27 protein-coding genes are annotated in these 21,826 nt (G+C 67.4%); 7 read left to right on the top strand and 20 right to left on the bottom strand.

The features are described from left to right. From folP to rlmE, 4 genes are read right to left on the bottom strand one after another with little or no spacing between them, the layout of a single operon-like run. Positions 1-900 carry a dihydropteroate synthase gene (folP, locus tag CSC78_RS01895; protein WP_162336230.1) on the bottom strand — a complete coding sequence of 300 codons (900 nt, stop codon included), beginning with the start codon at positions 898-900 and terminating at the stop codon, positions 1-3. Between the two features lie 32 nt (positions 901-932). Further along, a complete protein-coding gene (locus tag CSC78_RS01890) occupies positions 933-1,511 on the bottom strand; it encodes a hypothetical protein (RefSeq protein ID WP_162336229.1) in 579 nt (192 codons plus the stop codon). Positions 1,512-1,569: 58 nt separating this feature from the next. After that, positions 1,570-3,501, bottom strand: a complete 1,932-nt coding sequence (ftsH, locus tag CSC78_RS01885) for an ATP-dependent zinc metalloprotease FtsH (protein ID WP_162336228.1) — start codon at positions 3,499-3,501, stop codon at positions 1,570-1,572. A gap of 49 nt (positions 3,502-3,550) precedes the next feature. Further along, positions 3,551-4,183 (bottom strand): 23S rRNA (uridine(2552)-2'-O)-methyltransferase RlmE, encoded by a 633-nt coding sequence (gene rlmE, locus CSC78_RS01880; protein ID WP_162336227.1) that lies wholly within the window; start codon positions 4,181-4,183, stop codon positions 3,551-3,553. Between the two features lie 101 nt (positions 4,184-4,284). Here rlmE and yhbY point away from each other — a divergent pair, with 101 nt between their 5' ends. The 4 genes from yhbY to CSC78_RS01860 are packed head-to-tail and all read left to right on the top strand — an operon-like array spanning position 4,285 to position 5,640. After that, positions 4,285-4,590 carry a ribosome assembly RNA-binding protein YhbY gene (yhbY, locus tag CSC78_RS01875; protein WP_162336226.1) on the top strand — a complete coding sequence of 102 codons (306 nt, stop codon included), beginning with the start codon at positions 4,285-4,287 and terminating at the stop codon, positions 4,588-4,590. A 23-nt stretch (positions 4,591-4,613) separates the two neighbouring features. After that, positions 4,614-4,991: an Mth938-like domain-containing protein gene (locus tag CSC78_RS01870; RefSeq protein WP_162336225.1), complete on the top strand. Its 378-nt coding sequence runs from the start codon at positions 4,614-4,616 to the stop codon at positions 4,989-4,991. Positions 4,992-4,998: 7 nt separating this feature from the next. Next, positions 4,999-5,202: a hypothetical protein gene (locus CSC78_RS01865; RefSeq protein WP_162336224.1), complete on the top strand. Its 204-nt coding sequence runs from the start codon at positions 4,999-5,001 to the stop codon at positions 5,200-5,202. Positions 5,203-5,256: 54 nt separating this feature from the next. Continuing rightward, the gene (locus CSC78_RS01860; RefSeq protein WP_162336223.1) at positions 5,257-5,640 is read left to right on the top strand and encodes a D-Ala-D-Ala carboxypeptidase family metallohydrolase; all 384 of its coding nucleotides are present in this window, start codon (positions 5,257-5,259) and stop codon (positions 5,638-5,640) included. A gap of 6 nt (positions 5,641-5,646) precedes the next feature. Here the strand turns inward: CSC78_RS01860 and CSC78_RS01855 are convergent, their stop codons facing one another. Genes CSC78_RS01855 through surE form a run of 4 tightly spaced genes read right to left on the bottom strand, consistent with a single transcriptional unit; the run spans position 5,647 to position 8,602 of the window. Beyond that, positions 5,647-6,447 (bottom strand): peptidoglycan DD-metalloendopeptidase family protein, encoded by an 801-nt coding sequence (locus tag CSC78_RS01855; RefSeq protein ID WP_162336222.1) that lies wholly within the window; start codon positions 6,445-6,447, stop codon positions 5,647-5,649. Between the two features lie 39 nt (positions 6,448-6,486). After that, positions 6,487-7,143, bottom strand: a complete 657-nt coding sequence (locus tag CSC78_RS01850) for an exopolysaccharide biosynthesis protein (RefSeq protein WP_162336221.1) — start codon at positions 7,141-7,143, stop codon at positions 6,487-6,489. 5 nt (positions 7,144-7,148) lie between these two features. Beyond that, entirely contained in the window at positions 7,149-7,826 is a 678-nt protein-coding gene (locus CSC78_RS01845) for a protein-L-isoaspartate(D-aspartate) O-methyltransferase (RefSeq protein ID WP_162336220.1), read from the bottom strand. Beyond that, entirely contained in the window at positions 7,823-8,602 is a 780-nt protein-coding gene (gene surE, locus CSC78_RS01840) for a 5'/3'-nucleotidase SurE (RefSeq protein WP_162336219.1), read from the bottom strand. Before surE ends, CSC78_RS01845 begins: the two co-directional genes overlap by 4 nt. 89 nt (positions 8,603-8,691) lie before the next feature. Here surE and CSC78_RS01835 point away from each other — a divergent pair, with 89 nt between their 5' ends. Further along, complete coding sequence (locus CSC78_RS01835; RefSeq protein WP_162336218.1) at positions 8,692-9,237, top strand: Smr/MutS family protein; 546 nt, start codon at positions 8,692-8,694, stop codon at positions 9,235-9,237. Positions 9,238-9,256: 19 nt separating this feature from the next. Here the strand turns inward: CSC78_RS01835 and CSC78_RS01830 are convergent, their stop codons facing one another. From CSC78_RS01830 to CSC78_RS01785, 10 genes are all read right to left on the bottom strand, one after another. Continuing rightward, positions 9,257-9,487 carry a hypothetical protein gene (locus CSC78_RS01830; RefSeq protein ID WP_162336217.1) on the bottom strand — a complete coding sequence of 77 codons (231 nt, stop codon included), beginning with the start codon at positions 9,485-9,487 and terminating at the stop codon, positions 9,257-9,259. Positions 9,488-9,595: 108 nt separating this feature from the next. Then, positions 9,596-10,651 carry a tRNA pseudouridine(13) synthase TruD gene (gene truD / locus CSC78_RS01825; protein ID WP_162336216.1) on the bottom strand — a complete coding sequence of 352 codons (1,056 nt, stop codon included), beginning with the start codon at positions 10,649-10,651 and terminating at the stop codon, positions 9,596-9,598. After that, positions 10,648-11,139: a 2-C-methyl-D-erythritol 2,4-cyclodiphosphate synthase gene (ispF, locus tag CSC78_RS01820; RefSeq protein WP_162336215.1), complete on the bottom strand. Its 492-nt coding sequence runs from the start codon at positions 11,137-11,139 to the stop codon at positions 10,648-10,650. The genes truD and ispF overlap by 4 nt, the downstream gene beginning before the upstream one ends. A gap of 18 nt (positions 11,140-11,157) precedes the next feature. Next, a complete protein-coding gene (gene ispD, locus CSC78_RS01815) occupies positions 11,158-11,853 on the bottom strand; it encodes a 2-C-methyl-D-erythritol 4-phosphate cytidylyltransferase (protein WP_162336214.1) in 696 nt (231 codons plus the stop codon). After that, complete coding sequence (ftsB, locus tag CSC78_RS01810) at positions 11,853-12,197, bottom strand: cell division protein FtsB (protein ID WP_162336213.1); 345 nt, start codon at positions 12,195-12,197, stop codon at positions 11,853-11,855. Before ftsB ends, ispD begins: the two co-directional genes overlap by 1 nt. 3 nt (positions 12,198-12,200) lie before the next feature. Continuing rightward, positions 12,201-13,487, bottom strand: a complete 1,287-nt coding sequence (eno, locus tag CSC78_RS01805) for a phosphopyruvate hydratase (RefSeq protein WP_162336212.1) — start codon at positions 13,485-13,487, stop codon at positions 12,201-12,203. Further along, entirely contained in the window at positions 13,484-13,900 is a 417-nt protein-coding gene (locus CSC78_RS01800; protein ID WP_162336211.1) for a hypothetical protein, read from the bottom strand. Before CSC78_RS01800 ends, eno begins: the two co-directional genes overlap by 4 nt. Positions 13,901-14,010: 110 nt before the next feature. After that, positions 14,011-14,844 carry a 3-deoxy-8-phosphooctulonate synthase gene (kdsA, locus tag CSC78_RS01795; protein ID WP_162336210.1) on the bottom strand — a complete coding sequence of 278 codons (834 nt, stop codon included), beginning with the start codon at positions 14,842-14,844 and terminating at the stop codon, positions 14,011-14,013. 152 nt (positions 14,845-14,996) lie between these two features. After that, the gene (locus CSC78_RS01790; RefSeq protein WP_162336209.1) at positions 14,997-16,658 is read right to left on the bottom strand and encodes a CTP synthase; all 1,662 of its coding nucleotides are present in this window, start codon (positions 16,656-16,658) and stop codon (positions 14,997-14,999) included. Positions 16,659-16,798: 140 nt separating this feature from the next. Beyond that, positions 16,799-17,053 carry a hypothetical protein gene (locus CSC78_RS01785; protein ID WP_162336208.1) on the bottom strand — a complete coding sequence of 85 codons (255 nt, stop codon included), beginning with the start codon at positions 17,051-17,053 and terminating at the stop codon, positions 16,799-16,801. A 276-nt stretch (positions 17,054-17,329) separates the two neighbouring features. On the opposite strand from CSC78_RS01785, the gene parE reads away from it, so the two are divergent. Together parE and CSC78_RS01775 are read left to right on the top strand one after the other, a co-directional pair. Continuing rightward, positions 17,330-19,219, top strand: coding sequence for a DNA topoisomerase IV subunit B (gene parE, locus CSC78_RS01780; protein ID WP_162336207.1), 1,890 nt, complete (start codon positions 17,330-17,332; stop codon positions 19,217-19,219). Between the two features lie 95 nt (positions 19,220-19,314). Next, positions 19,315-20,451, top strand: a complete 1,137-nt coding sequence (locus CSC78_RS01775) for a carboxylate-amine ligase (RefSeq protein ID WP_162336206.1) — start codon at positions 19,315-19,317, stop codon at positions 20,449-20,451. 9 nt (positions 20,452-20,460) lie between these two features. Here the strand turns inward: CSC78_RS01775 and CSC78_RS01770 are convergent, their stop codons facing one another. Beyond that, entirely contained in the window at positions 20,461-21,444 is a 984-nt protein-coding gene (locus CSC78_RS01770; RefSeq protein ID WP_162336205.1) for a DMT family transporter, read from the bottom strand. Positions 21,445-21,454: 10 nt separating this feature from the next. Continuing rightward, the gene (locus tag CSC78_RS01765; protein WP_202924101.1) at positions 21,455-21,643 is read right to left on the bottom strand and encodes an N-formylglutamate amidohydrolase; all 189 of its coding nucleotides are present in this window, start codon (positions 21,641-21,643) and stop codon (positions 21,455-21,457) included. Between the last annotated feature and the right edge of the window lie 183 nt (positions 21,644-21,826).

The following is a 21,826-nucleotide window of genomic DNA, read 5'->3' as shown; positions in this document are numbered from 1 at the left end:
TCAGTCGTCGTCGGGCCAGCGGATGGACGGTGCGACGGCGGCCTGCCGCGGCAGCGGTACCGCGGCCACGGCGTTCCAGACCTTCAGCGCATCCACGGTGGCCGCCACATCGTGCACGCGCACGATGGCCGCGCCGCGCTGCGCGGCGATCAGGTGCGCGGCGACCGATCCGGCCACGCGCTCCGCCGGCACGTCGCGGCCGGTGAGCTGGCCGATGCTGCGCTTGCGCGACAGGCCGGCCAGCACCGGCACCCCGAGTTCGACGAAGCGCTGCAGCTGTGCGAGCAGTTGCAGGTTGTGCGCGGTGTCCTTGCCGAAGCCGAAGCCCGGGTCGACGACGATGCGCTGCTTCGCGATGCCCGACATCTCGGCCGCGAAGATGCGCTCGGCGAGGAAGCGATGCACCTCGCCGACGACATCGTCGTAGCCGGGTGCAGCCTGCATGGAACGCGGCTCGCCCTGCATGTGCATCAGCACCACCGGCACGGCGAGCGCGGCCGCCGCTTCGAGTGCACCATCGCGGCGCAACGCGTAGACGTCGTTGATCATGCCCGCGCCCGCCTGCACGGCTGCACGCATCACCTCGGGTTTGGACGTGTCGACGCTGATCGGCACCTCCACGCGTGCGGCGAGTTGCTCGATCACCGGCACGACGCGACGGAGTTCCTCCTCCAGCGGCACCTCGCCGGCGCCCGGCCGCGTGGACTCGCCACCGATGTCGAGCAGGTCCGCGCCCTGCTCTACCAACGAAAGCGCATGCGCCACGGCCGCGTCGGTGGTGTCGTGCGCGCCGCCATCGGAGAAGGAATCCGGCGTGACGTTGACGATGCCCATCACCTGCGGGCGGTCCAGCTTGAGGATGCGGCCGGTGCAGTCCAGTTGAGGTACGGTGTCGAACATGGGTGTGGTCCCGTTGTGATGCGCAGGTCGCGTCAGCGAAGGTCGCCGAGTTGGCCACCGTCGACCGGGTTGTTCAACCACCCCGCCACGTCCTTGCCGATGGCATTGACGGTCCGTTCCAGCACCGCACATGAGCCCTTGAATCCGCCGGCGAATCCGCCTCCGGAGTTCCGGCGCGCGACGAACTTCGCGACCTGCTGTCCATCGCGGTAGAGCCAGCCTTTCACGGTGACCGACTTGCGATGGCCCATCCAGGCGTTGCCCGCACTCTGCGCGTCATGGAATTCCAGCTTGAGTGCCTGCCCCGACGCGGTGTCCAGCGTCTCCACCAGTTCAACGCGATGGCCCCCGGCGGAGGCGAAGCGCACCAGCGCATCGGTCAGCTGGGTGCCGATGGGGCACTCCCGCTTGATGTTTCCGGCGACGATCGAATCCTCTGCGAATGGCACGGAGCGCTGCGCAGTGAAATCCGCGGCGTGCGCAAACGGCATCATCGACACGGACCCGAGCAGAAGGACTCCCCTCCGGATCGCTTTCATGGCATCCCCTTTCACGACATCTCCCCGTGGTCGGCGTGTTGGCTCTTCGGCACCCCTGCCGACGACGGCCATGGCCAAAAAAAAGGCCAGACACCAGTCTGGCCTTTCGTCATCACGCTGGCAACGCGCCTCAGGTCTGCGCGGCGGGCCCGCCGATCGGCGGCAGCGGCCGCGACTCGGACTTGTCGTCGTCCTTGCCGTTCTTGCCCCAGCCCATCGGCGGCGGCGGGTCGCGGCCTTCCATGATGGCGTCGATCTGCGGCGCATCGATGGTCTCGTACTGCAGCAGCAGGTTGGACATCGTGTGCAGCTTGTCGAGGTTGTCGGTGAGGATCGTCTTGGTCCGTGCGTACGCGCGGTCCAGGATGAGGCGCACGACTTCGTCGATCTTGCGCGCGGTCTCGTTGGAGACGTTCTTGTGCTGCGTCACCGAGCGGCCCAGGAAGACTTCATCCTCTTCCTCGCCGTAGGCGATCGGGCCCATCTCGTCGCTCAGGCCCCACTTGGTGACCATGTTGCGGGCCATCTTGGTGGCGCGCTCGATGTCGTTGGACGCACCGGTGGTGACCTTGTCGGCACCGAAGATCAGTTCCTCGGCCACGCGGCCGCCGTACAGCGAGCACAGCTGCGATTCGATGGCCACGCGGTTCAGAGAGTACTTGTCGCCTTCCGGCAGGTACATCGTCACGCCCAGCGCGCGACCGCGCGGAATGATGGTGACCTTGTAGACCGGGTCGTGCTCCGGCACCAGGCGGCCGACGATGGCGTGGCCGGCCTCGTGGTAGGCGGTCAGCGTCTTTTCGTCTTCGCTCATCGCCATCGAACGACGCTCGGCGCCCATCAGGATCTTGTCGCGGGCGCGGTCGAAGTGGTCCATGCGGACTTCCTTCGCGTTCTCGCGCGCGGCGAACAGCGCCGCCTCGTTGCAGAGGTTGGCCAGGTCGGCACCGCTGAAGCCGGGGGTACCGCGCGCGATCACCATCGGCTCGACGTCGTCGGCCAGCGGCAGCTTGCGCATGTGCACGCGCAGGATCTGCTCGCGGCCCTTCACGTCGGGCAGGCCCACGACGACCTGGCGGTCGAAGCGGCCCGGACGCAGCAGCGCCGGATCCAGCACGTCGGGACGGTTGGTCGCGGCGATCACGATGACGCCTTCGCCGCCCTCGAAACCGTCCATCTCGACCAGCAACTGGTTCAGCGTCTGCTCGCGCTCGTCATGGCCGCCGCCCAAGCCGGCACCACGATGGCGGCCGACGGCGTCGATCTCGTCGATGAAGATGATGCAGGGCGCGTGCTTCTTGGCCTGCTCGAACATGTCGCGCACGCGGCTGGCGCCGACGCCGACGAACATCTCGACGAAGTCGGAACCGGAGATGCTGAAGAACGGCACCTTGGCTTCGCCGGCGATGGCCTTGGCGAGCAGCGTCTTGCCGGTGCCCGGCTGGCCGACCATCAGCACGCCGCGCGGGATCTTGCCGCCCAGCTTCTGGAACTTGCCGGGGTCGCGCAGGAACTCGACGAGTTCACCGACTTCCTCCTTCGCTTCATCGCAGCCGGCGACGTCGGCGAAGGTGACCTTCACCTGGTCCTCGCCCTGCAGCTTGGCGCGCGACTTGCCGAAAGACATCGCGCCCTTCGCGCCGCCGCCCCCGCCCTGCATCTGCCGCATGATGAAGATCCAGAAGCCGATGATCAGCAGCACCGGCAGGAAGTTCAGCAGGATGGTCGTCAGGCTCAGACCGCTCGGCGGGTCCTTCTGGATGATCTCGACCTGCTTGTTGCGCAGCACGTTGATCAGGTCGCGGTCGAACGGCGCATTGATCGTCTTGGTGTCGCCATTGCGGAGGGTGTAGGTGATCTCGCCCACGCCGCTGCGGGCATCGCCGCCGAACTCGACGCGCTGGACGTTGCCGCCATCGACCTGGTCGAGGAACGTGGAATAGGTGGTACCGCCGGTCATGGCCGCGGTGCTGGCACCCTTGGGCGAGAAGCTCTGGAAGACGACCATCAGCACGACGGCGACGACTACCCACAGCAGCAGATTCTTGGTCAGGTCGTTCATCCGCATCGGCTCCGCTGTTCCTCTTTGCTCATTCGCACGTTAAGCCACCTTACTTGATCTGGGCCCGCTTGCCCTGTCCCAGGGCGTACACCTCGGGGGAACGCTTGCGGGACGCGTCCGGTTTGCGGATCGCCACCTTGTCATAGCGGCGGCGAAGCTCGCGGATGTAGTCGTCGGAGCCGGTGCCCTGGAACAGCTTGATCAGGAACGCCCCGCCCGGCTTCAGGTGGCTGTCGGCGAACTCCATCGCCAACTCCGCCAGATGCATCATCCGCGGCTGGTCCACCGCATCCACACCACTCTTATTGGGGGCCATATCGGACAGCACAAGGTCCACGGGCGCGCCGTCCAGCATGGCTTCCAACTGGGATAGGACGCTGTCTTCCCTGAAATCCCCATGAAGGAAGTCCACGCCCGCCAGCGGGGGCATGTCCAGGATGTCCATGGCCACCACCCGGCCGCTGTCACCCATCGCCTGGCGGACGAACTGCGACCAGCCGCCCGGCGCGGCGCCCAGGTCGACGACCACCATGCCGGGCTTGAGCAGGCGGTCGCGCTCCAGCAGTTCTTCCAGCTTGTAGGCAGCACGCGAACGCAGGCCCTCGGCCTGGGCCTTCTTCACGTAGGGATCGGAGAAGTGTTCCTTGAGCCAGCGCTGGCTGCTCTTGCTGCGGGTGGCCATGTCGGCAAGGTCTCCGGGCACGCTGCGACGGGAGCCGCCGGAGCCGTTCGTGGGGGTCGCCATGATACCCTGATCCCCCTTTTCGACCCGTACCGTGCCGCATGCCTGTAGTCCTGACCGCTGCCCAGACCCGTTTCCTGCGCGGCCAGGCCCACGACCTGAAGGCGCTGCTGCAGATCGGGAACAAGGGCATCACGCCGGCCTTCATCGCCGAACTGGACGCGGTGCTTGAGCAGCATGAACTGGTCAAGGTCAAGGTCGCCGGTGAAGACCGCGAGGCACGCGACGCCATGATCGGGGAGCTGGCCGACCAGGCCGATGCTGCCCTGGTGCAGCGGATCGGCCATACCGCCGTCCTGTACCGCCCCAGCAAGGAACGCCGGCAGATCGTGCTGCCGCGCGGCTGAGCCCGCCACGCAGGCCGCCCGCCATGCAGCTCAGCCACGAACTTCCCGATTACGCCTTCACCCTGCGATCCGCCGACGGCCAGGTCGCCCGGGTGAACGACCGCACCCTGTCATCCAGCTTCATCCTCTCGCCGCAGCAGCTCATCGAAGCCTGGCCGGTCCAGGACAGCGCTGCGCTGACGCCGGACGATCTGCTTCCGCTGCTCGCGCTGCAACCGGAAGTAGTCCTGTTGGGCACGGGCGAACGCCAGGTCTTCCCGCCCGCCGCCGTCATGGCCGCCTGCCTGCGCCAGGGCGTGGGACTCGAAGTCATGACCAACGCCGCGGCCGCCCGCACCTTCAACGTGCTGGCCAGTGAGTCGCGCAAGGTCGTGGCCGGATTCCTGTTGGCGCCACGCTGACCTCTGCATGACGCAGCGCCCGCTTCTGCTGCTCATCGTCCTCGCCACCGCAGCCTGTACGCCTCTTCTCCCGGATGCCGCCGAGCGCTATGAAACGTGGCGACGCAGCAGCGACGCCACGGCGCTGGCCGACTACGAAGGCACCCTGGCCCGGGCCGGCGTTGGCAACGTGGTTCCGATGTCCGCCCTGTTGCGGTCCAGTCGCCGCTAGCGCACCTGCGGCCCGGAGTTCCTGCTGCCGCCACGCGAGCATGCGGACAAGATCGTGCCGACGCTACGCGTGGTGGCACAGTTGGAGCGCATGGGGATCGTCGAGGGCGGCAATGTCCGCTCTGGCTACCGCTCCGCCGAGGTGAACCGGTGCGCGGGCGGAAGCACACGCAGCCGCCATCTTCGCAACAACGCCCTCGATTTCGACCTGACCGACGACACGCGCACCGAAGCGCTGTGCGAATTCTGGCGCAGGCAAGGCCCTTCGCTGCGGATGGGCCTGGGCTTCTACACGCCGACGAGGATCCACATCGACACCGCCGGGCACCGCACATGGGGCACGGACTACCGCCGGGGGACGTCGTTGTGCGTCAGGTCTCCTGGCCGAACCGGAGCAGCCGCCAGCGGGCGGCTCCCCTGGCGACCCGCGCGCACGTGATGCCGCTCAGCGTGGCGGCAGGTACTGCAGCGGGTCGACGGGCTTGCCGTTGTGGCGGATCTCGAAGTGCAGCATCTCGCGCGACGCGCCACTGCTGCCCATTTCCGCGATCTGCTGCCCGGCCTTGACGCTCTGGCCTTCGTTGACGAGCCGCTTGCGGTTGTGGCCATACGCCGAAAGCCAGGCCTCGCTGTGCTTGACGATGATCAACTCGCCATAGCCCACCAGGCCCGCACCGGAATACACCACCACGCCGTCCGCGGCGGCGCGCACCGCCTGCCCGCTGCTGCCTGCGATGTCCACGCCCTGCTTGCTGGCGTCGCCCGCCACGAAGCGACCGATCAGGTGGCCATCAGCAGGCCAGCGCCAGGAGAAGCCACTGCTCGCAGGAGCCGGCGGCGCTGTGGGTCGGGTGACCGGCGCGGGCGGCGGGACCGGCCGCGTGGTCGTGCCGGTGGCCGGCTTCGTCGGCGTGGTCGTGGCGGTCGTCGCCGGAGGACGGCTGACGCCGCTGCCCGGGAACAGCTTGAGCGACTGGCCAGGATAGATCGTGTACGGCGCCGACAGGCTGTTCCAGCGCGCAAGATCGTTGACGTCCACGCCGTTGCGGAACGCGATGCCGTAGAGCGTGTCGCCGCGCTGCACACGCACCGTGGCGCCAGGCTTGCCCTGCGAGGTCTGCCGTGCAGGCGACGAAGCAGAGGGTTCGCGCACCACCGTCGTGGAGCAGGCGGCCAGCACGGCCATGGCGATGCCGATCAGGAGGGCGCGCGTGATGCGATGGCCGGAGCGGAGCGTCGTGGTCATGCGTTCGTTCGTTTCCTCACAGGGCGGAAGCCGCACGGCTCAGCCGGTCAATCGCTGGAACAGTTCGCGTGCCGCCACGCCGCCGCCACCGATCAGCACGCTGAAGTAGACGATCGTGCCGATGTTGGCCAGATGGCCCAGCAGGATCGCGCCCCCGTCGCGCTGGATGAAGCCGATGGCATACAGCAGCAGCGCCAAGGCTGGCAGGGTGTTGCTGAATGGCACGAATCCGAAGGGCGCCATCAGCAGCAGCGCGGCCAGGATGAAAGCGAGATTGTTGATGACGCCCTGCCCTGGCCCATCGACGAAGAAACGCAGCCGGTGCGGGCGGCTGATCTTCTCCATGCGGCGCACCCACACCAGACCCGCAGTCAGGCCGGGACGCAGGCGGTCGGCCGGCAACGCCTTGTCCTTGATCCGTTGCGGTAGCCAGAGCGGACGATTGAACAGGCGACTCACGCCGACCAGCAGGATGGCCGCACCGAACACGGTACTGACGCCGGGGATCGACACCGGGATCAGGAACACCAGCGTCAGCAGGATGGTCAGCAGCAACAGGCCTTCATCGCTGAAGACATCCAGCAGTTCGCCCAGGCTGAGCTTGTCGGGTGGCAGGCGTTCGATGATGCCGGCCACCTGTTCGCCCAGCGAGGCCGGGCTGTTAGCAAGTCCATCGTGCTGCGGAGAATTCGTCACTTCATTCAATCCAGGGTGCCCGACAGCAGCGGCACGAACACCACCGGCGCGAGCGTGGTTTCCTCGACGCTGCCATCGGCGCGCTTCACCAGCCGCACCAGCGACTGGGAACCGCTGCCGCCGACCGGGGCGACGAGTTGCCCGCCGACGGCGAGCTGTTCCACCAGTACCGGCACCAGCGCCGGTGCCGCGGCGGTGACGATGATGGCGTCGTAGGGGCCGTGCTCGGCCCAGCCGATGCGGCCGTCGTCGTGCTTGCTGCGCACGTTCATGCCCATCTGGCGCAGGCGCTTGCGGGCCTGGCGAAGCAGGTCGCCGATGCGCTCGACGGTGTAGACCTCCAGCCCCAGCACGGCCAGCACCGCGGCCTGGTAGCCCGAGCCCGTGCCGATTTCCAGCACCTTCTTCGGCTCGGTCTCCAGCAGCACCTCGGTCATCCTCGCCACCACCCACGGCTGCGAGATGGTCTGGCTGTGCCCGATCGGCAGCGCGGTGTCTTCGTACGCGCGCGTGGCGAGCGCCTCGTCGACGAACAGGTGGCGCGGCAGCGTGCGGATGGCATTGAGCACGCGCTCGTCGGCGATGCCGGCCTCACGCAACCGTTCGACCAGCCGGTCGCGCACACGCTGCGAGGTCATGCCCATGCCCACCGCTTCGGGCTGCAGCCGCAACCGTGGCGTCATGCCGAGCCCTCGAGCGCGGCGGTCAGGCCACCTACCCAGCCCGCCACCTTTTCCAGCGCCTGGTAGCGGGTCAGGTCGACGTGGATGGGCGTGATCGAGATGTGGCCCGTGCGCACCGCATGGAAGTCGGTACCTGGACCCGCATCCTGCTCGCGTCCGGCCGGACCGATCCAGTACACGGTATGCCCGCGCGGATCCGGTTGCGGAACGCAAGGCTCGGACCGGTGCCGATTACCCAAGCGCGTGACCTCGAAGCCGCGCACGTCGCTCCATGCCAGATCCGGCACATTGACGTTGAGGATGGTGTCAGCGGGCAGCGGATCAGCCTTCAGGCGCGCCACGATCTCCACGGCGGCACGCGCCGCGGTCTCGTAGTGCTTCGCATCGTGGTTCTTGGTGGCCAGCGACATGGCCACTGCCGGCAGGCCAAGGAAGCGGCCTTCCATCGCCGCCGACACGGTGCCTGAGTAGATGACGTCATCGCCCAGATTGGCGGTGTTGTTGATGCCCGACACCACGATGTCCGGCTCGAACTCCAGCATGCCGGTCAGCGCAAGGTGCACGCAGTCGGTCGGCGTGCCGGCGATGCTGCAGGTGTAGTGGTCGATGCGCTTCAGCCGGATCGGCAGGTCGAGCGTCAGCGAGTTGCTGGCACCGGAGCGGTCGCGGTCGGGAGCGACCACGTACACTTCGTGGCCCGCACTGCGCAGGCCCTCTGCCAGGATTCGGATGCCGGGGGCGTCGACGCCGTCGTCGTTGCTGACCAGTACGCGCATGGGTTTCCTCGGGGACGGCCCCATGATACCGGAACCGCGCGACGGCTTCCCGCGCTTGCGTCACGTCGCAATGCCGCTACGCTGATGGCATGTCCCGCTCCACGCCGCCCGATGACGATGACGCCGCGTTGTTCCGCGACGCGATAGGCGACGTGCGCAGGTTGCAGGAAGCGCCTCCACCGCCGCGCAAGGCGCCACCCCGACCGGCCGCGCGCATGGCCGACCGCGACGAACACGATGCGCGCAGCGAATTCCAGCGCGGCCTGGAGGCACTGGATCCGCATGCGGCCGGTGATGTGCTGAGCTATCGTCGCGACGCGCTGTCGCCGCGCGCCTTCCAGCGCCTCAAGCGCGGACAGTTCTCGGTGCAGGACGAACTGGACCTGCATGGCGCCACCGCCCTGCAGGCGGAAGGATTGCTGCGCCGGTTCCTCGCGGACGCACATGCGCACGATCATGGCTGCGTACGGGTGATCCACGGCAAGGGGCAGCGCTCGGACAGTGAGGCGCCGGTGCTGAAGAACCTGGTCGACCGGATGCTGCGCCAGCGTGCCGACGTGATGGCGTTCCACTCGGCGCCGCCCACGCAGGGCGGCACCGGGGCTGTGCTGGTGCTGCTCGCGTACCGTCGGTGACGGGCGCCGGCGGCATCAATCAGTTCGTCGACGCGATCGGCGTGACAACGGTTTTCTTGGGGGGATTCACCCAGACCACACGGGTACCGCGTCTCTTGGCGAAGGCGTCGACATAGCCGACATACAGCACGTCGACCTCCGTGGCGCGCTGCATCAGTGGCTTGTCCTGCCTGGCGCTTTGCGTGCTTGCGCACCCTGCGAGCGATCCCGCGATGACCAGGGCGATACAGAGGAAGCTCGAGCGTTTCATGACGACCTCCGGGCTGCGTGGTTGCTTCACCTCATTGCCGCCCGAGACGACACGCGTCCCTGGCTCACTTCCGGCTTATACGCCCACGGCGCTCGACTACCAGTCCCTTCAGCCGTGTTCCGACGGACGGTCGCCCTGCGATGCGTCGACGACCTCGCCCAGTTCGTGCAGCACCGCGGTGGCGTAGCTTCCCGGCGGCAGCGAGAACGCCAGGCGCAGCGTATCGGGCGATGGCCACGACCACGCCAGACCTTCAGGCCGCAGGCGCAACGCGCGACGCTCCTGTCGCAGTCCTTCCCGCTCGAGCCCCTGCCGCAACGCCAGCGCATCGTCGCCCTGCAGCGCGAGCACCTCGCGTTCACGGGCGTCCGCCTGCGTGCGCGGCTCGCCGGCGCCCCACAGAGGTCCGGTCGGATGGATGTCGAAGTCCTCGAGTCGCTGCGCCAGTGGCTCGCTCAACGGTTCGGGCCCGAACACGCTGCGGCTGCCCGCCAGCATCCAGACTTCGCCGTCGAGGCCACGATTCCAGCTGCCATCGGCCAGCCGCGCGGCCAGCACGCGGTTGAACAGCTCGGAACGCGCCGCCGAGATCAGGATCGAGCGCTGTTCGCGCCTGACCCGGCGCCCCGCGAACATCGCCAGCGCCGCTGCCACGTTGCCACCGTCGCGCCCGAAGCGCTGTTCGCCGAACCAGTTCGGTAGGCCATGCGCGGCGACATCGCGTAGCCGCGCCTCGATGGCTTCGTTGTCGCCGGACACATCGCGCAACACCAGTTCGAACCGGTTGCCGGCAAGCGCGCCGCGCGGCAGCTTGCGCGAATGCCAGGTCGATTCCAGCACCTTCAGCTCGTCGGAACCGAGCGTCGCCAGATCCGGCGCCACCTTGCGCGGCAGGTGCACACTGAAACGCTGTCGGGTGACGGCGTGGCGATCCTTGAGGCCGGCGTAGCCCACGCCCATCTCGGCGATCCCCGCCCACGCGGCGATGCGCTTGGCGGCGAACGCCGTGTTCATGCCGCGCTTCTCGACGGTCAGCAGCAGGTGCTCGCCTTCGCCCGAGGGTTCGAAGCCGGGCAGCTCTTCGACGACGAAATCTTCCGGCGCGCTGCGCATGCGCGCGCTCAGTACCGGCACGCCGAACGCACGCGGCAACGCCTCGCTCATGCGCGCACCAGCAGTACGACGGCCTGTGCCGCGATGCCTTCGCCGCGTCCGGTGAAGCCGAGCTTCTCCGTCGTGGTCGCCTTGATGCTGACCGCATCCAGATCGAGGCGCAGATCCTGCGCCACGCAGGCGCGCATCGCATCGGCATACGGCCCGACTTTCGGTCGCTCGCAGATCACGGTGACGTCGACATTGCCGACGCGCCAGCCTCGCTCGCCGATCAGCGCATCGCAATGACGGACGAAGGCACGGCTGTCGGCCCCCTTCCATCGATCATCCGAAGGCGGGAAGTGCCGACCGATATCGCCCAGCGCCAGCGCGCCGAGCATCGCGTCGCACAGCGCGTGCAGCACGACATCGCCGTCGCTGTGCGCCAGCACGCCGCGATCGTGCGGGACGCGGACGCCCCCCAGCATGACGTGGTCGCCGTCGCCGAAGGCATGCACATCGAAGCCCTGGCCGATGCGGATATTCAATGAGTCGGACATGTCGTTTCCGATGGCGCGTCAGCAGTCGCGCTGCGCCCGTTCGTAGGCGAACCTGGCCAGGTCCGCCGGCGTGGTGATCTTGAAGTTGCTTTCGGAGCCTTCCACCAACAGCGGGCGCAGGCCGAGGCGTTCCATCGCCATCGCCTCGTCGGTAACCTCGACGCCGTCAGTGGTGGCGGACTCCAGCGCACGGGTCAGTTGCAGGCGACGGAACAGCTGCGGGGTGAAGGCTCGCCACAACCGCTCGCGCGCCTCCGTGCCGTCGATACCGCCATCGTCGCCGGCGCGCTTCAGGGTATCGCGCACGGGCGCAGCCAGGATCGCACCGACGGGATCGTTGCGGCCACGCTCCAGCAGTTGGGACAGGTCGGTCAGCGACAGGTTCGGGCGCGCAGCGTCGTGCACCAGCACGAAATCGTCCGCACGCACGTCGTCCGGCAAGGCGCGCAACCCCGCCAGTACGGACGCGGCACGGCTCGCACCGCCAGTGCACGCGTGCACCGGCTTGCCGGCGAACTCCGTCCAACACGGCCAGTCGGGATCGTTCTCCGACACCGGCACGACCGCACCTTCCACGGCGTCGTGCGCGAACAGCGCCGCCAGCGTGTGCGCGATCAAGGGCAGCCCGTCCACCACCAGATACTGCTTGGGGAGTTCTCCACCGAAGCGGGTACCGCGCCCGGCCGCGGGCACGACGGCCCAGATGCGGGCCATCAGGGCGAGGGCTCCGCGGCGTCGCCATCGCTGCCTTCGCCGCCGGTCACGGGCAGCGGTGGCACCGGCTCGACCACCCGGTAGAACTTCTCGCCCGGCTTGATCATGCCCAGTTCGCTGCGCGCCCGCTCCTCGACCGCCGACTCGCCGGACTTGAGGTCCTCGACTTCGGCGGCCAGGGCGTCGTTGCGTTCCTGCAGACCGGCATTCTCGCGCTTCTGCGATTCGACCTGCTGCTCCAGCGCGACGACCTGGCCCGAACTGCCGACACCGAACCAGAACTTGTACTGGAGCCATCCCAGCAGCAGTACCAGTACCAGCAGGAGCCAGGGCGCCTTGCGCATGGATTACTGCTTCAGCGAGACGAAGGCGTTGCGACCGGCATAGCGCGCCTTGGCGCCGAGCGCCTCTTCGATGCGCAGCAGCTGGTTGTACTTGGCGACGCGGTCACTGCGGCACAGCGAGCCGGTCTTGATCTGCGTCGCCGTGGTGGCGACCGCGATATCCGCAATGGTCGTATCCTCGGTTTCGCCCGAACGGTGCGACACGACGGCCGCGTAGTTCGCATGGTGCGCCATGGCGATGGCTTCCAGCGTCTCGGTCAGCGTACCGATCTGGTTGACCTTGATCAGGATCGCGTTGGCGGTGCCGGACTCGATGCCTTCCTTGAAGATCTTCGGATTGGTGACGAACAGGTCGTCGCCGACCAGCTGCACTTTCTTGCCGATGCGGTCGGTCAGCAGCTTCCAGCCCGCCCAGTCGTCCTCGGCCAAGCCGTCCTCGATGGTGATGATCGGGTACTGCGCGGCCCAGTCGGCGAGGAAGTCGACGAACTGTTCGCTGGTCAGGCGCTTGTTCTCGCCGACCAGGTGGTACTTGCCGTTGTCGAAGAACTCGCTGGAGGCCACGTCCAGGCCCAGCAGCACGTCTTCACCGGCGGTGTAGCCGGCCTTGCCGATGGCCTCGAGGATGGTGTCCAAGGCTTCGACATTGCTGCGGAAGTCCGGAGCGAAACCGCCCTCGTCGCCGACCGCCGTGCTCAGGCCGTGACCCTTCAGCACCGACTTCAGCGAGTGGAAGATCTCGGTGCCGGCGCGCAGCGATTCGGCGAACGAATCGAAGCCGACCGGCAGCACCATGAACTCCTGGAAATCGACGTTGTTGTCTGCATGCGCGCCGCCGTTGATGATGTTCATCATCGGCACCGGCAGGGTGACGTCGTTGCCGTTGGCGAGGTACTGCCACAGCGGAAGCTTCTTTGAGGCAGCCACCGCATGGGCGTTGGCCATCGACACGCCGAGCAGCGCGTTCGCGCCCAGGCGGCCCTTGTTTTCGGTGCCATCGATGTCGATCAGGCGGCGATCCAGGCCTTCCTGGTCGATGGCATCGAAGCCCTTCAGCGCCGTGGCGATCGTCGTGTTGACGTTCTCCACCGCCTTGCGCACGCCCTTGCCCAGGTAGCGGGTCTTGTCGCCGTCGCGCAGTTCGACCGCTTCCTTGGTGCCGGTCGAGGCGCCGGACGGCACCATGGCGCGGCCGAAGGAGCCGTCTTCCAGCGTAACCTCGGCTTCGAGGGTGGGATTGCCGCGGGAATCGAGGATTTCGCGGGCGTGGATCTTGGCGATGTTGGTCATGGTGGGGTCGGTTTGGAGGATGAAAGGGAATGCTCGACTTCCGCCAGGGCGGAAAGGCTTTCGGGGCCCTGGTCGATCATCAACGTGCCGTAACGAGGCTCGATCTTGTCGCCGGACTCAGCCGTCGTCCGGGCAAAGATAAGGTAATCGCGCCCTTCCATCAGCACGACATCGCAGCTGGTGGTGCCACTGCCTATGGGCGCACCTTTCGGGATCGTTCCCTTCAGGCTGCGCATCACGGTGACATCGGCGGACTGGCTCGGCAGGCGGATCGGTAGGTTCAACGGCGGATCACTGAAGACGCGCTCGGTAAAGGCGGCTTCCTCGGCCGTCAGTGGATGGATGCGATCGACATGGACGATGGCAACCACGTCCGACGTTTGCACCAGTTCGGCGATCGGCGGCGCGCGCATGGGCGGGTTCGTCGTGCATGCGTCCGCGCGAAGCGGAACCCCTGCGAAGGTCAGCAACAGGCCTACGGATACCGTCCGCACCGCCCAGGATAGACCGCTCGCCGATCCCATCAGACCGAGCTCTCCAGGAACCCGTTCTTCTTGGTGATCGAATCCAGCGCCAGCAGCGTCTCCAGCAGCGCTTCCATCTTGTCCAGCGGCCAGGCGTTCGGGCCATCGGACAGCGCCTTGGCCGGATCCGGATGGGTCTCGGCGAACAGGCCGGCCACGCCGACGGCGACGGCCGCGCGCGCCAGCACCGGCACGAACTCGCGCTGACCACCGGAACTGGTGCCCTGCCCGCCCGGCAGCTGCACCGAGTGCGTCGCATCGAACACGACCGGACAACCGGTGTCGCGCATCACGCTCAGCGAACGCATGTCGCTGACCAGGTTGTTGTAGCCGAACGACGCGCCGCGCTCGCAGACCATGATGTCCTGGTTGCCGGTGGATTTGGCCTTCTCGACCACGGGCTTCATGTCCCACGGCGACAGGAACTGGCCCTTCTTGATGTTGACCGGCTTGCCGGCCGAGCAGACCTTCCTGATGAAGTCGGTCTGGCGCACGAGGAAGGCAGGCGTCTGCAGCACGTCGACGACGGCGGCGACTTCGTCCATCGGCGTGTACTCGTGCACGTCGGTCAATACCGGCACGCCGACCTGCTTCTTTACCGCGTCCAGCACCTTCAGCCCCTCTTCCAGACCCGGGCCGCGGAAGCTGGTGCCGGAGGTGCGGTTGGCCTTGTCGAAGCTCGACTTGAAGATGAAGTTCATCCCCAGCTTGCCGGTGATTTCCTTCAAACGGCCGGCGACATCAATCTGCAACTGCATCGACTCGATCACGCATGGACCGGCGATCAGGAACAGGGGCTGGTCCAGGCCGACGTCGAATCCACAAAGCTTCATTCAACCACCTCTCGATCTGGCCCCTCTCCCACCGGGAGAGGGGTTGGGGTGAGGGTACGGCGGAATCAGGAAGGCTGGAACATCTGGAACTTCGCCGAACCCTCATCCGCCCCTTCGGGGCACCTTCTCCCGGAGGGAGAAGGAACAATCATTCAAGCACGCGCTTCCTTCAGCAGCTTGCCACCCGCCTTCTTCTCGCGCGCGGCGCGGATGAAGCCGACGAACAGCGGATGGCCATCGCGCGGCGTGGACAGGAACTCCGGATGCGCCTGGCACGCCAGGAACCACGGATGCACTGTGCGCGGCAGTTCCACCATTTCCACCAGCAGGTCATCCATGGACTTGGCGGAAATGACCAGGCCGGCGTCCTCCAGCTGCGTGCGGTAGCGGTTGTTGAATTCGTAGCGGTGGCGATGACGTTCGGCCACCACGTCCTTGCCGTACAACTCACGCGCCAGCGTTCCGGGCTTCAGACGCTGTTCCTGCAGACCTAGGCGCATGGTGCCGCCGAGGTCGGAGCGCTCGTCGCGCTTCTCGACGTCGCCGGCGGCCGTGCGCCACTCGGTGATCAGGCCGATCACCGGATGCGGCGACTGCTTGTCGTTCTCGGTGCTGTTGGCGTTCTCCAGCCCGGCAACATGGCGGGCGTAATCGACCACTGCCGCCTGCATGCCGTAGCAGATGCCGAAGTACGGCAGCTTCTGTTCGCGTGCGAAACGCGAGGTCAGCACCTTGCCTTCGAAACCGCGGTCGCCGAAGCCGCCGGGCACCAGCACGCCATCCACGCCCTGCAGCAGGGCCATGTCGGTGCCTTCCAGTTCCTGCGCCTCGATCCATTTCAGGTTGACGCGCGTGCGCTGGCGCAGGCCGCCGTGCTTCAACGCCTCGCCGACGGATTTGTACGCATCCTGGTGGTCGACATACTTGCCGACGACGGCGATGGTCACCTCGTCCAGCGGGTTCAGCGTGGCATCGACCGCAGCTTCCCACTCGGACAGATCGGCCGCCTGCGCGTTCTCGATGCGGAACTGGCGCAGCACGATCTCGTCCAGCCCCTGACGGTGCAGGCCCATCGGGATGCGGTACAGCACGTCCACGTCCGGCACGCTGATGACGGCGCGCTCGGGCACGTTGGTGAACAGCGAGATTTTGCGACGCTCGGAATCCGGAATCGGCTGCTCCGAGCGGCACAGCAGCACGTCGGGCTGGATACCGATCGAACGCAGTTCCTTCACCGAATGCTGGGTCGGCTTGGTCTTCAGCTCACCCGCGGCAGCGACGTACGGCACCAGCGTCAGGTGCATGAACAGCGCCTTCTCCGGACCGCGCTCGGTGCGGATCTGGCGGATGGCTTCGAGGAACGGCAGCGATTCGATATCGCCGACGGTACCGCCAATCTCCACCAGCGCCACGTCGAAGCCTTCGGTGGCCTCGTCGATGCAGCGGCGGATCTCGTCGGTGATGTGCGGAATGACCTGGACGGTCGCGCCCAGGTAGTCGCCACGGCGCTCCTTGCGGATCACGTTCTCGTAGATCCGGCCGGTGGTGACGGAATTCTTGCGGCTCAGGCGCGTGCGCACGAAGCGCTCGTAGTGGCCCAGGTCCAGGTCGGTCTCGGCGCCGTCGTCGGTGACGTACACCTCGCCGTGCTGGAACGGGCTCATGGTGCCCGGGTCGACGTTGATGTAGGGGTCCAGCTTCATCATCGTGACCTTCAGGCCACGCGCTTCGAGAATGGACGCAAGCGAAGCGGCGGCGATGCCCTTGCCTAGCGAGGACACAACGCCGCCGGTAACGAAAATCAGGGGAGTCATGGGCGGGGCTCCGGAAAGCCATAGTCTACAGGCAACGCGTGTCGCCCGGAAGCGCGACACCCCGCCGAAGCGGGGTGTCAGTGAGTCGACTGCGCGCCTGAAACCCTTGTGCAGCAAGGGTCAGGGCGTAACGACGATGGTCAGGGCTTGCGCTCTTCGTCTTCTTCGCCGGCCTTCTTCTGCTGGCCTTCGGCAGCCTTGCGCTGCTTGGCGGCGGCTTCGTTGGCGGCACGGCGGCGAGCCTTCGCCTCCGGATCGGACGGGTCACTGGTCTGGGACTGGTCCTGCTTCGGCTTGTCGGCCTCCGTACCGGTACGGGACTGGGCAAACGCCTGGACCGCGAACAGCGCGCCGATGGCAGCGGCGGACAGCAGCAACAGGTTGCGGGACTTCATGGCAATGCTCCTCGTGGATGGCGGGAATCTGGGGGCGCCGGATGGCGTTCCCAAGGGCATCCATGTCCACGGCGCAAGCCTAGCGTCCGCTGCCCGGCCCTCGACTGAACATGGAAAAAAAGCCGTGCTGGCCGCACACTGCCGCCCGGTCCGAAAGGCCAGACAGGACACCCGGCGCGTCGCGCGCCCTGCGACGGCCCCGTGGCCGACTGTTCCCGCCCTTCGTCATCCTGCGGCGCCCCGGGGCGCTGCGCCGTATCGAGAACCTGAAGACCCATGAGCAGTCGTTACAACGCCGCCGACATCGAAGTCCTTTCCGGCCTTGACCCGGTCAAGCGCCGGCCGGGCATGTATACCGACACCGCGCGTCCGAACCATCTGGCGCAGGAAGTCATCGACAACGCCGTGGACGAAGCGCTGGCCGGCCACGCCGGCAGCATCGAGGTCACGCTGTACAAGGATGGCAGCTGCGAAGTCAGCGACGACGGCCGCGGCATGCCCGTGGACATCCATCCGGAGGAGAAGATTCCGGGCGTGGAACTGATCCTCACGCGCCTGCACGCCGGCGGCAAGTTCAGCAACAAGAACTACACCTTCTCCGGTGGCCTTCACGGCGTCGGCGTCAGCGTGGTCAACGCGCTGTCCACGCTGGTCGAAGTCCACATCAAGCGCGAAGGCAGCGAACACCGCATCACCTTCCGCAACGGCGACCGCGCCACGCCGCTGGAAGTGGTCGGCAGTGTCGGCAAGAAGAACACGGGTACGCGCGTCCGCTTCTGGGCCGACCCGAAGTATTTCGACACGCCGAAGTTCAACGTGCGCGCACTCCGGCACCTGCTGCGCGCCAAGGCCGTGCTGTGCCCGGGGCTGAACGTCACCCTGTTCGACGAAGCCACCGGCGAGCGCGACAGCTGGCACTACGAGGACGGCCTGCGCGACTACCTGCGCGGCGAGATGGCCGGCCGCGAGCTGCTGCCGCCGGAACTGTTCGTCGGCCAGCTGAAGAAGGACAGCGAAGTCGTGGACTGGGCCGTGGCCTGGGTGCCGGAAGGCGAGCTGGTGCAGGAAAGCTACGTCAACCTGATCCCCACCGCGCAGCACGGCACGCACGTCAATGGCCTGCGCAGCGGCCTGACCGATGCGCTGCGCGAGTTCTGCGACTTCCGCAACCTGCTGCCGCGCGGCGTCAAGCTCGCACCGGAAGACGTGTGGGACCGCGTGACCTTCGTTCTGTCGCTGAAGATGACCGACCCGCAGTTCAGCGGCCAGACCAAGGAACGCCTGTCCTCGCGCCAGGCCGCCGGCTTCATCGAAGGCGCCGCGCACGATGCCTTCAGCCTGTGGCTGAACCAGCACGTCGACCTGGGCGAGAAGATCGCGCAGATCGCCATCGAGCGCGCCAGCGCGCGCCTGAAGACCGAGAAGCAGGTCGTCCGCAAGAAGGTCACCCAGGGCCCTGCCCTGCCCGGCAAGCTCGCCGACTGCATCAGCCAGGACCTGTCGCGCACCGAGCTGTTCCTGGTGGAAGGCGATTCGGCCGGCGGCTCGGCCAAGCAGGCGCGCGACAAGGATTTCCAGGCGATCCTGCCGCTGCGCGGCAAGATCCTCAACACGTGGGAAGTCGCCTCCGGCAGCGTGCTGGCCTCGCAGGAAGTGCACGACCTGGCCGTGGCCATCGGCTGCGATCCCGGCAAGGACGACATCAGCGGGCTGCGCTACGGCAAGGTGGTGATCCTGGCCGACGCCGATTCGGACGGCCTGCACATCGCCACCCTGCTGACCGCGCTGTTCCTGCGCCACTTCCCCACGCTGGTCGCGTCGGGCCACGTGTTCGTGGCGATGCCGCCGCTGTTCCGCGTCGACGTGGGCAAGCAGGTGTTCTACGCGCTGGACGAGGAAGAAAAGCGCCTGCTGCTGGAGAAGATCGAGCGCGAGAAGATCCGCGGCCAGGTCAACGTCACCCGCTTCAAGGGCCTGGGCGAGATGAATCCCTCGCAGCTGCGCGAGTCCACCATCCACCCGGACACGCGCCGCCTGGTGCAGCTGACCGTCGACGACGACCTGCAGACGCGGGGCCTGATGGACATGCTGCTGGCGAAGAAACGCGCCAGCGATCGCAAGTCATGGCTTGAAGCGAAGGGCGATCTGGCGTCGCTGGAAGTCTGATCGCCGCCCGTGACCGACCCGGGCCGTTGTGGCGGCCCGGGCAGCGTCGGCGGCGTTGAACACCGCGTTCACTCCTCCGGTGCGATAACCGGGCCATGTCGGCGGAACGCTACGCACACCCCTATACGTTCGGCGTGGAGGAGGAGTACTTCCTCATCCGCCGCAACGGGCGCCGCCTGCGGCACATGCCGCGACACTTCTTCAGCGCGTGCCGCGACGCGCTCGGCGGACGTTTCGGCAGCGAGATGCTGCAGACCCAGGTGGAAGTGCAGACCGCCGTGCACGACGATCCGCATGCCGCCGAGCAGGACCTGCGCACGCTGCGCCGTACCGTGGGCGACATCGCACGCCGGCATGGGCTCGGCATCCTGGCGGCGGGCACGCATCCCTCCGCGCAATGGCGCGGACAACGCAGCACCGACAAGCCCCACTACGACCAGGTGATGGGCGAACTGCAGATGCTGGGGCAACGCAACCTGCTGTGCGGCCTGCACGTGCATGTGCAGCCGATGGATCCGGGGCGCCGCGTGGAACTGATGGCGCGCATGCAGCCCTTCCTGCCCCTGCTGCTGGCGCTCAGCACCTCCTCGCCTTTCTGGATGGGGCATGCCACCGGCCTGATGGGCTACCGGCAGACCGCGTATCAGGAAATCCCGCGGACGGGATTGCCGCCGTTGTTCCGCAACCAGGCCGAATACGAGCACTATGTGCAGCGCATGACCGACGGCCGCGCGATCCAGGATGCGCGCTTCCTCTGGTGGGCGCTGCGACCGTCGCTCGCGTTTCCCACGCTGGAGCTGCGCATCACCGATGCCTGTACCGACCTGTGCGATGCACTGGCCATCGCACAGGTGTATCGCTGCCTCGTGCGGCACCTTGAACGTCGGCCCACCCTGCACGCCGGCCTGCACGCGGGCGACCAGGCGATCGTCGCCGAGAACCTCTGGCGCGCCCAGCGTTACGGCTTCGACGCCGGCCTCATCGATCTCAGCAGCCATCGCCTGGTATCGGCGCGCGAGATGCTGGAGAACACGCTGGAGGCGCTGGACGATGACATCCGCACGCTGGGCTGTGCGCCGCAGGTCGAACGCGTCTGGCATATCCTGGAAAACGGCACCAGCGCGCATGCGCAGCTGGAACGGTACCGCGAGCGAAGACAGGCCGGCGACAGCCACGCCGACGCGCTGTCGCACGTGGTCCAGTGGCTGGCCGACGCGAGCGTCGTCGCCTAGCGCGCCCGGTCAGCGGGCGACGGTCTTCTGCTGCGAGACCACGAACACGCCCGCCATCACCAGCACGGTGCCGGCTACCTGCCAGGGACCCATCGGTTCCCCCAGCAACAGCAGACTCAGCACGATGGTCGAGACCGGACCGATCATGCCGACCTGCGCGGCCAGGGCGGAACCGATGCGTGCCACCGCCATCATCACTGCAAGCACCGGCAGCACCGTACACAGCGTGCCGTTGACCAGCGACAGCGCATAGACCTCCCACGGCAGCACCAGGGCCTGCATCGGTCGCAGCACGACGAACTGCACCAGGCACAGCACGCTGGCCACGCTGCTGGCATAGGCCGTCAGGCGTACCGCACCGACGCGCGCGACCAGTTCGCCGCTGCCGACCAGGTACAACGCATAGGCCAGCGCGCTGCCGAACACCAGCGCACCACCCAGCATGATGTTGGGGCCGCCGGTCTGCAGGTCGTGCCCGAACGCCAGTGCCACGCCCGCGTAGCTGACCAGCAGCGCCAACGCCTGCCGCCGCGAGATCCGTTTGCCGAACGCCAGCCAGCCGATCAGCGCCACCAGCGTCGGGGTCAGGTAGAGAATCAGCCGTTCCAGCGTGGCCGTGATGTAGGCCAGGCCGGCAAAATCGAGGAAGCTGGCCAGGTAGTAACCGAGGAAACCCAGCAGCACGATCTTCCGGCGGTCCGCGTTCGACAGCCGCGCACTGCGGCGGGCGGCCCAGAATCCCATCAGCAGGAAGAACGGGAACGCCACCAGCATGCGCAACGCGAGCAGTGTCACCGCGTCCGCGCCATAGCGGTAGCCCAGCTTGACGATGATCGCCTTGCCCGAGAACGCGATGGCGCCGAGCGCCGCAAGCACCAGGCCGGCGCGGCTGACGGCATGCAGGCCCGGCCGCGGATGCGGCGCCTCCAGCGCTTCCGCCGGCGCCACGTCGAGCGGTTGCGCCAGTTCGTCTTCCGCCTTCGATCGCGTCATCGCGAGCGCATCACGCCAGCGCGCGTTCCAGCAACCGCCGGATCAGCGCCTGCGTCCGCCCCGCGCGCTCGGGCAGGTAGGCGAAGGTGTCTTCGTCCATGTAGTTGAGCTGCGCCAGCTCGAGCTGCACGGTCTGGATGCCGCGGGCGACGTCGGCATAGTGGCGGGTGGTGTAAACGCAAGCGAAGCCCGGGCTCACGGCGAAACGGGAATACCGAACAGCCGCCCGATTGGCGGCCAGCACATGCCGCCAGGTGGGCGAGCAGGACCCGCGGCCGGCGCCGCCGGGGATGAAAAGCGGACGGGGGAGACTGGACGGGAGCGGTGCCGCGCCTCCGAGCGGCGGGACGCCCCCCAACACCGACGCGCGCCGGGTCCAGGG

Source organism: Pseudoxanthomonas japonensis, from assembly GCF_010093445.1.
GTDB classification, from domain to species: Bacteria; Pseudomonadota; Gammaproteobacteria; order Xanthomonadales; family Xanthomonadaceae; genus Pseudoxanthomonas_A; species Pseudoxanthomonas_A japonensis.
Note: the sequence above shows the minus strand (reverse complement) of the source record. Positions and strands in the feature narration are given on the sequence as shown.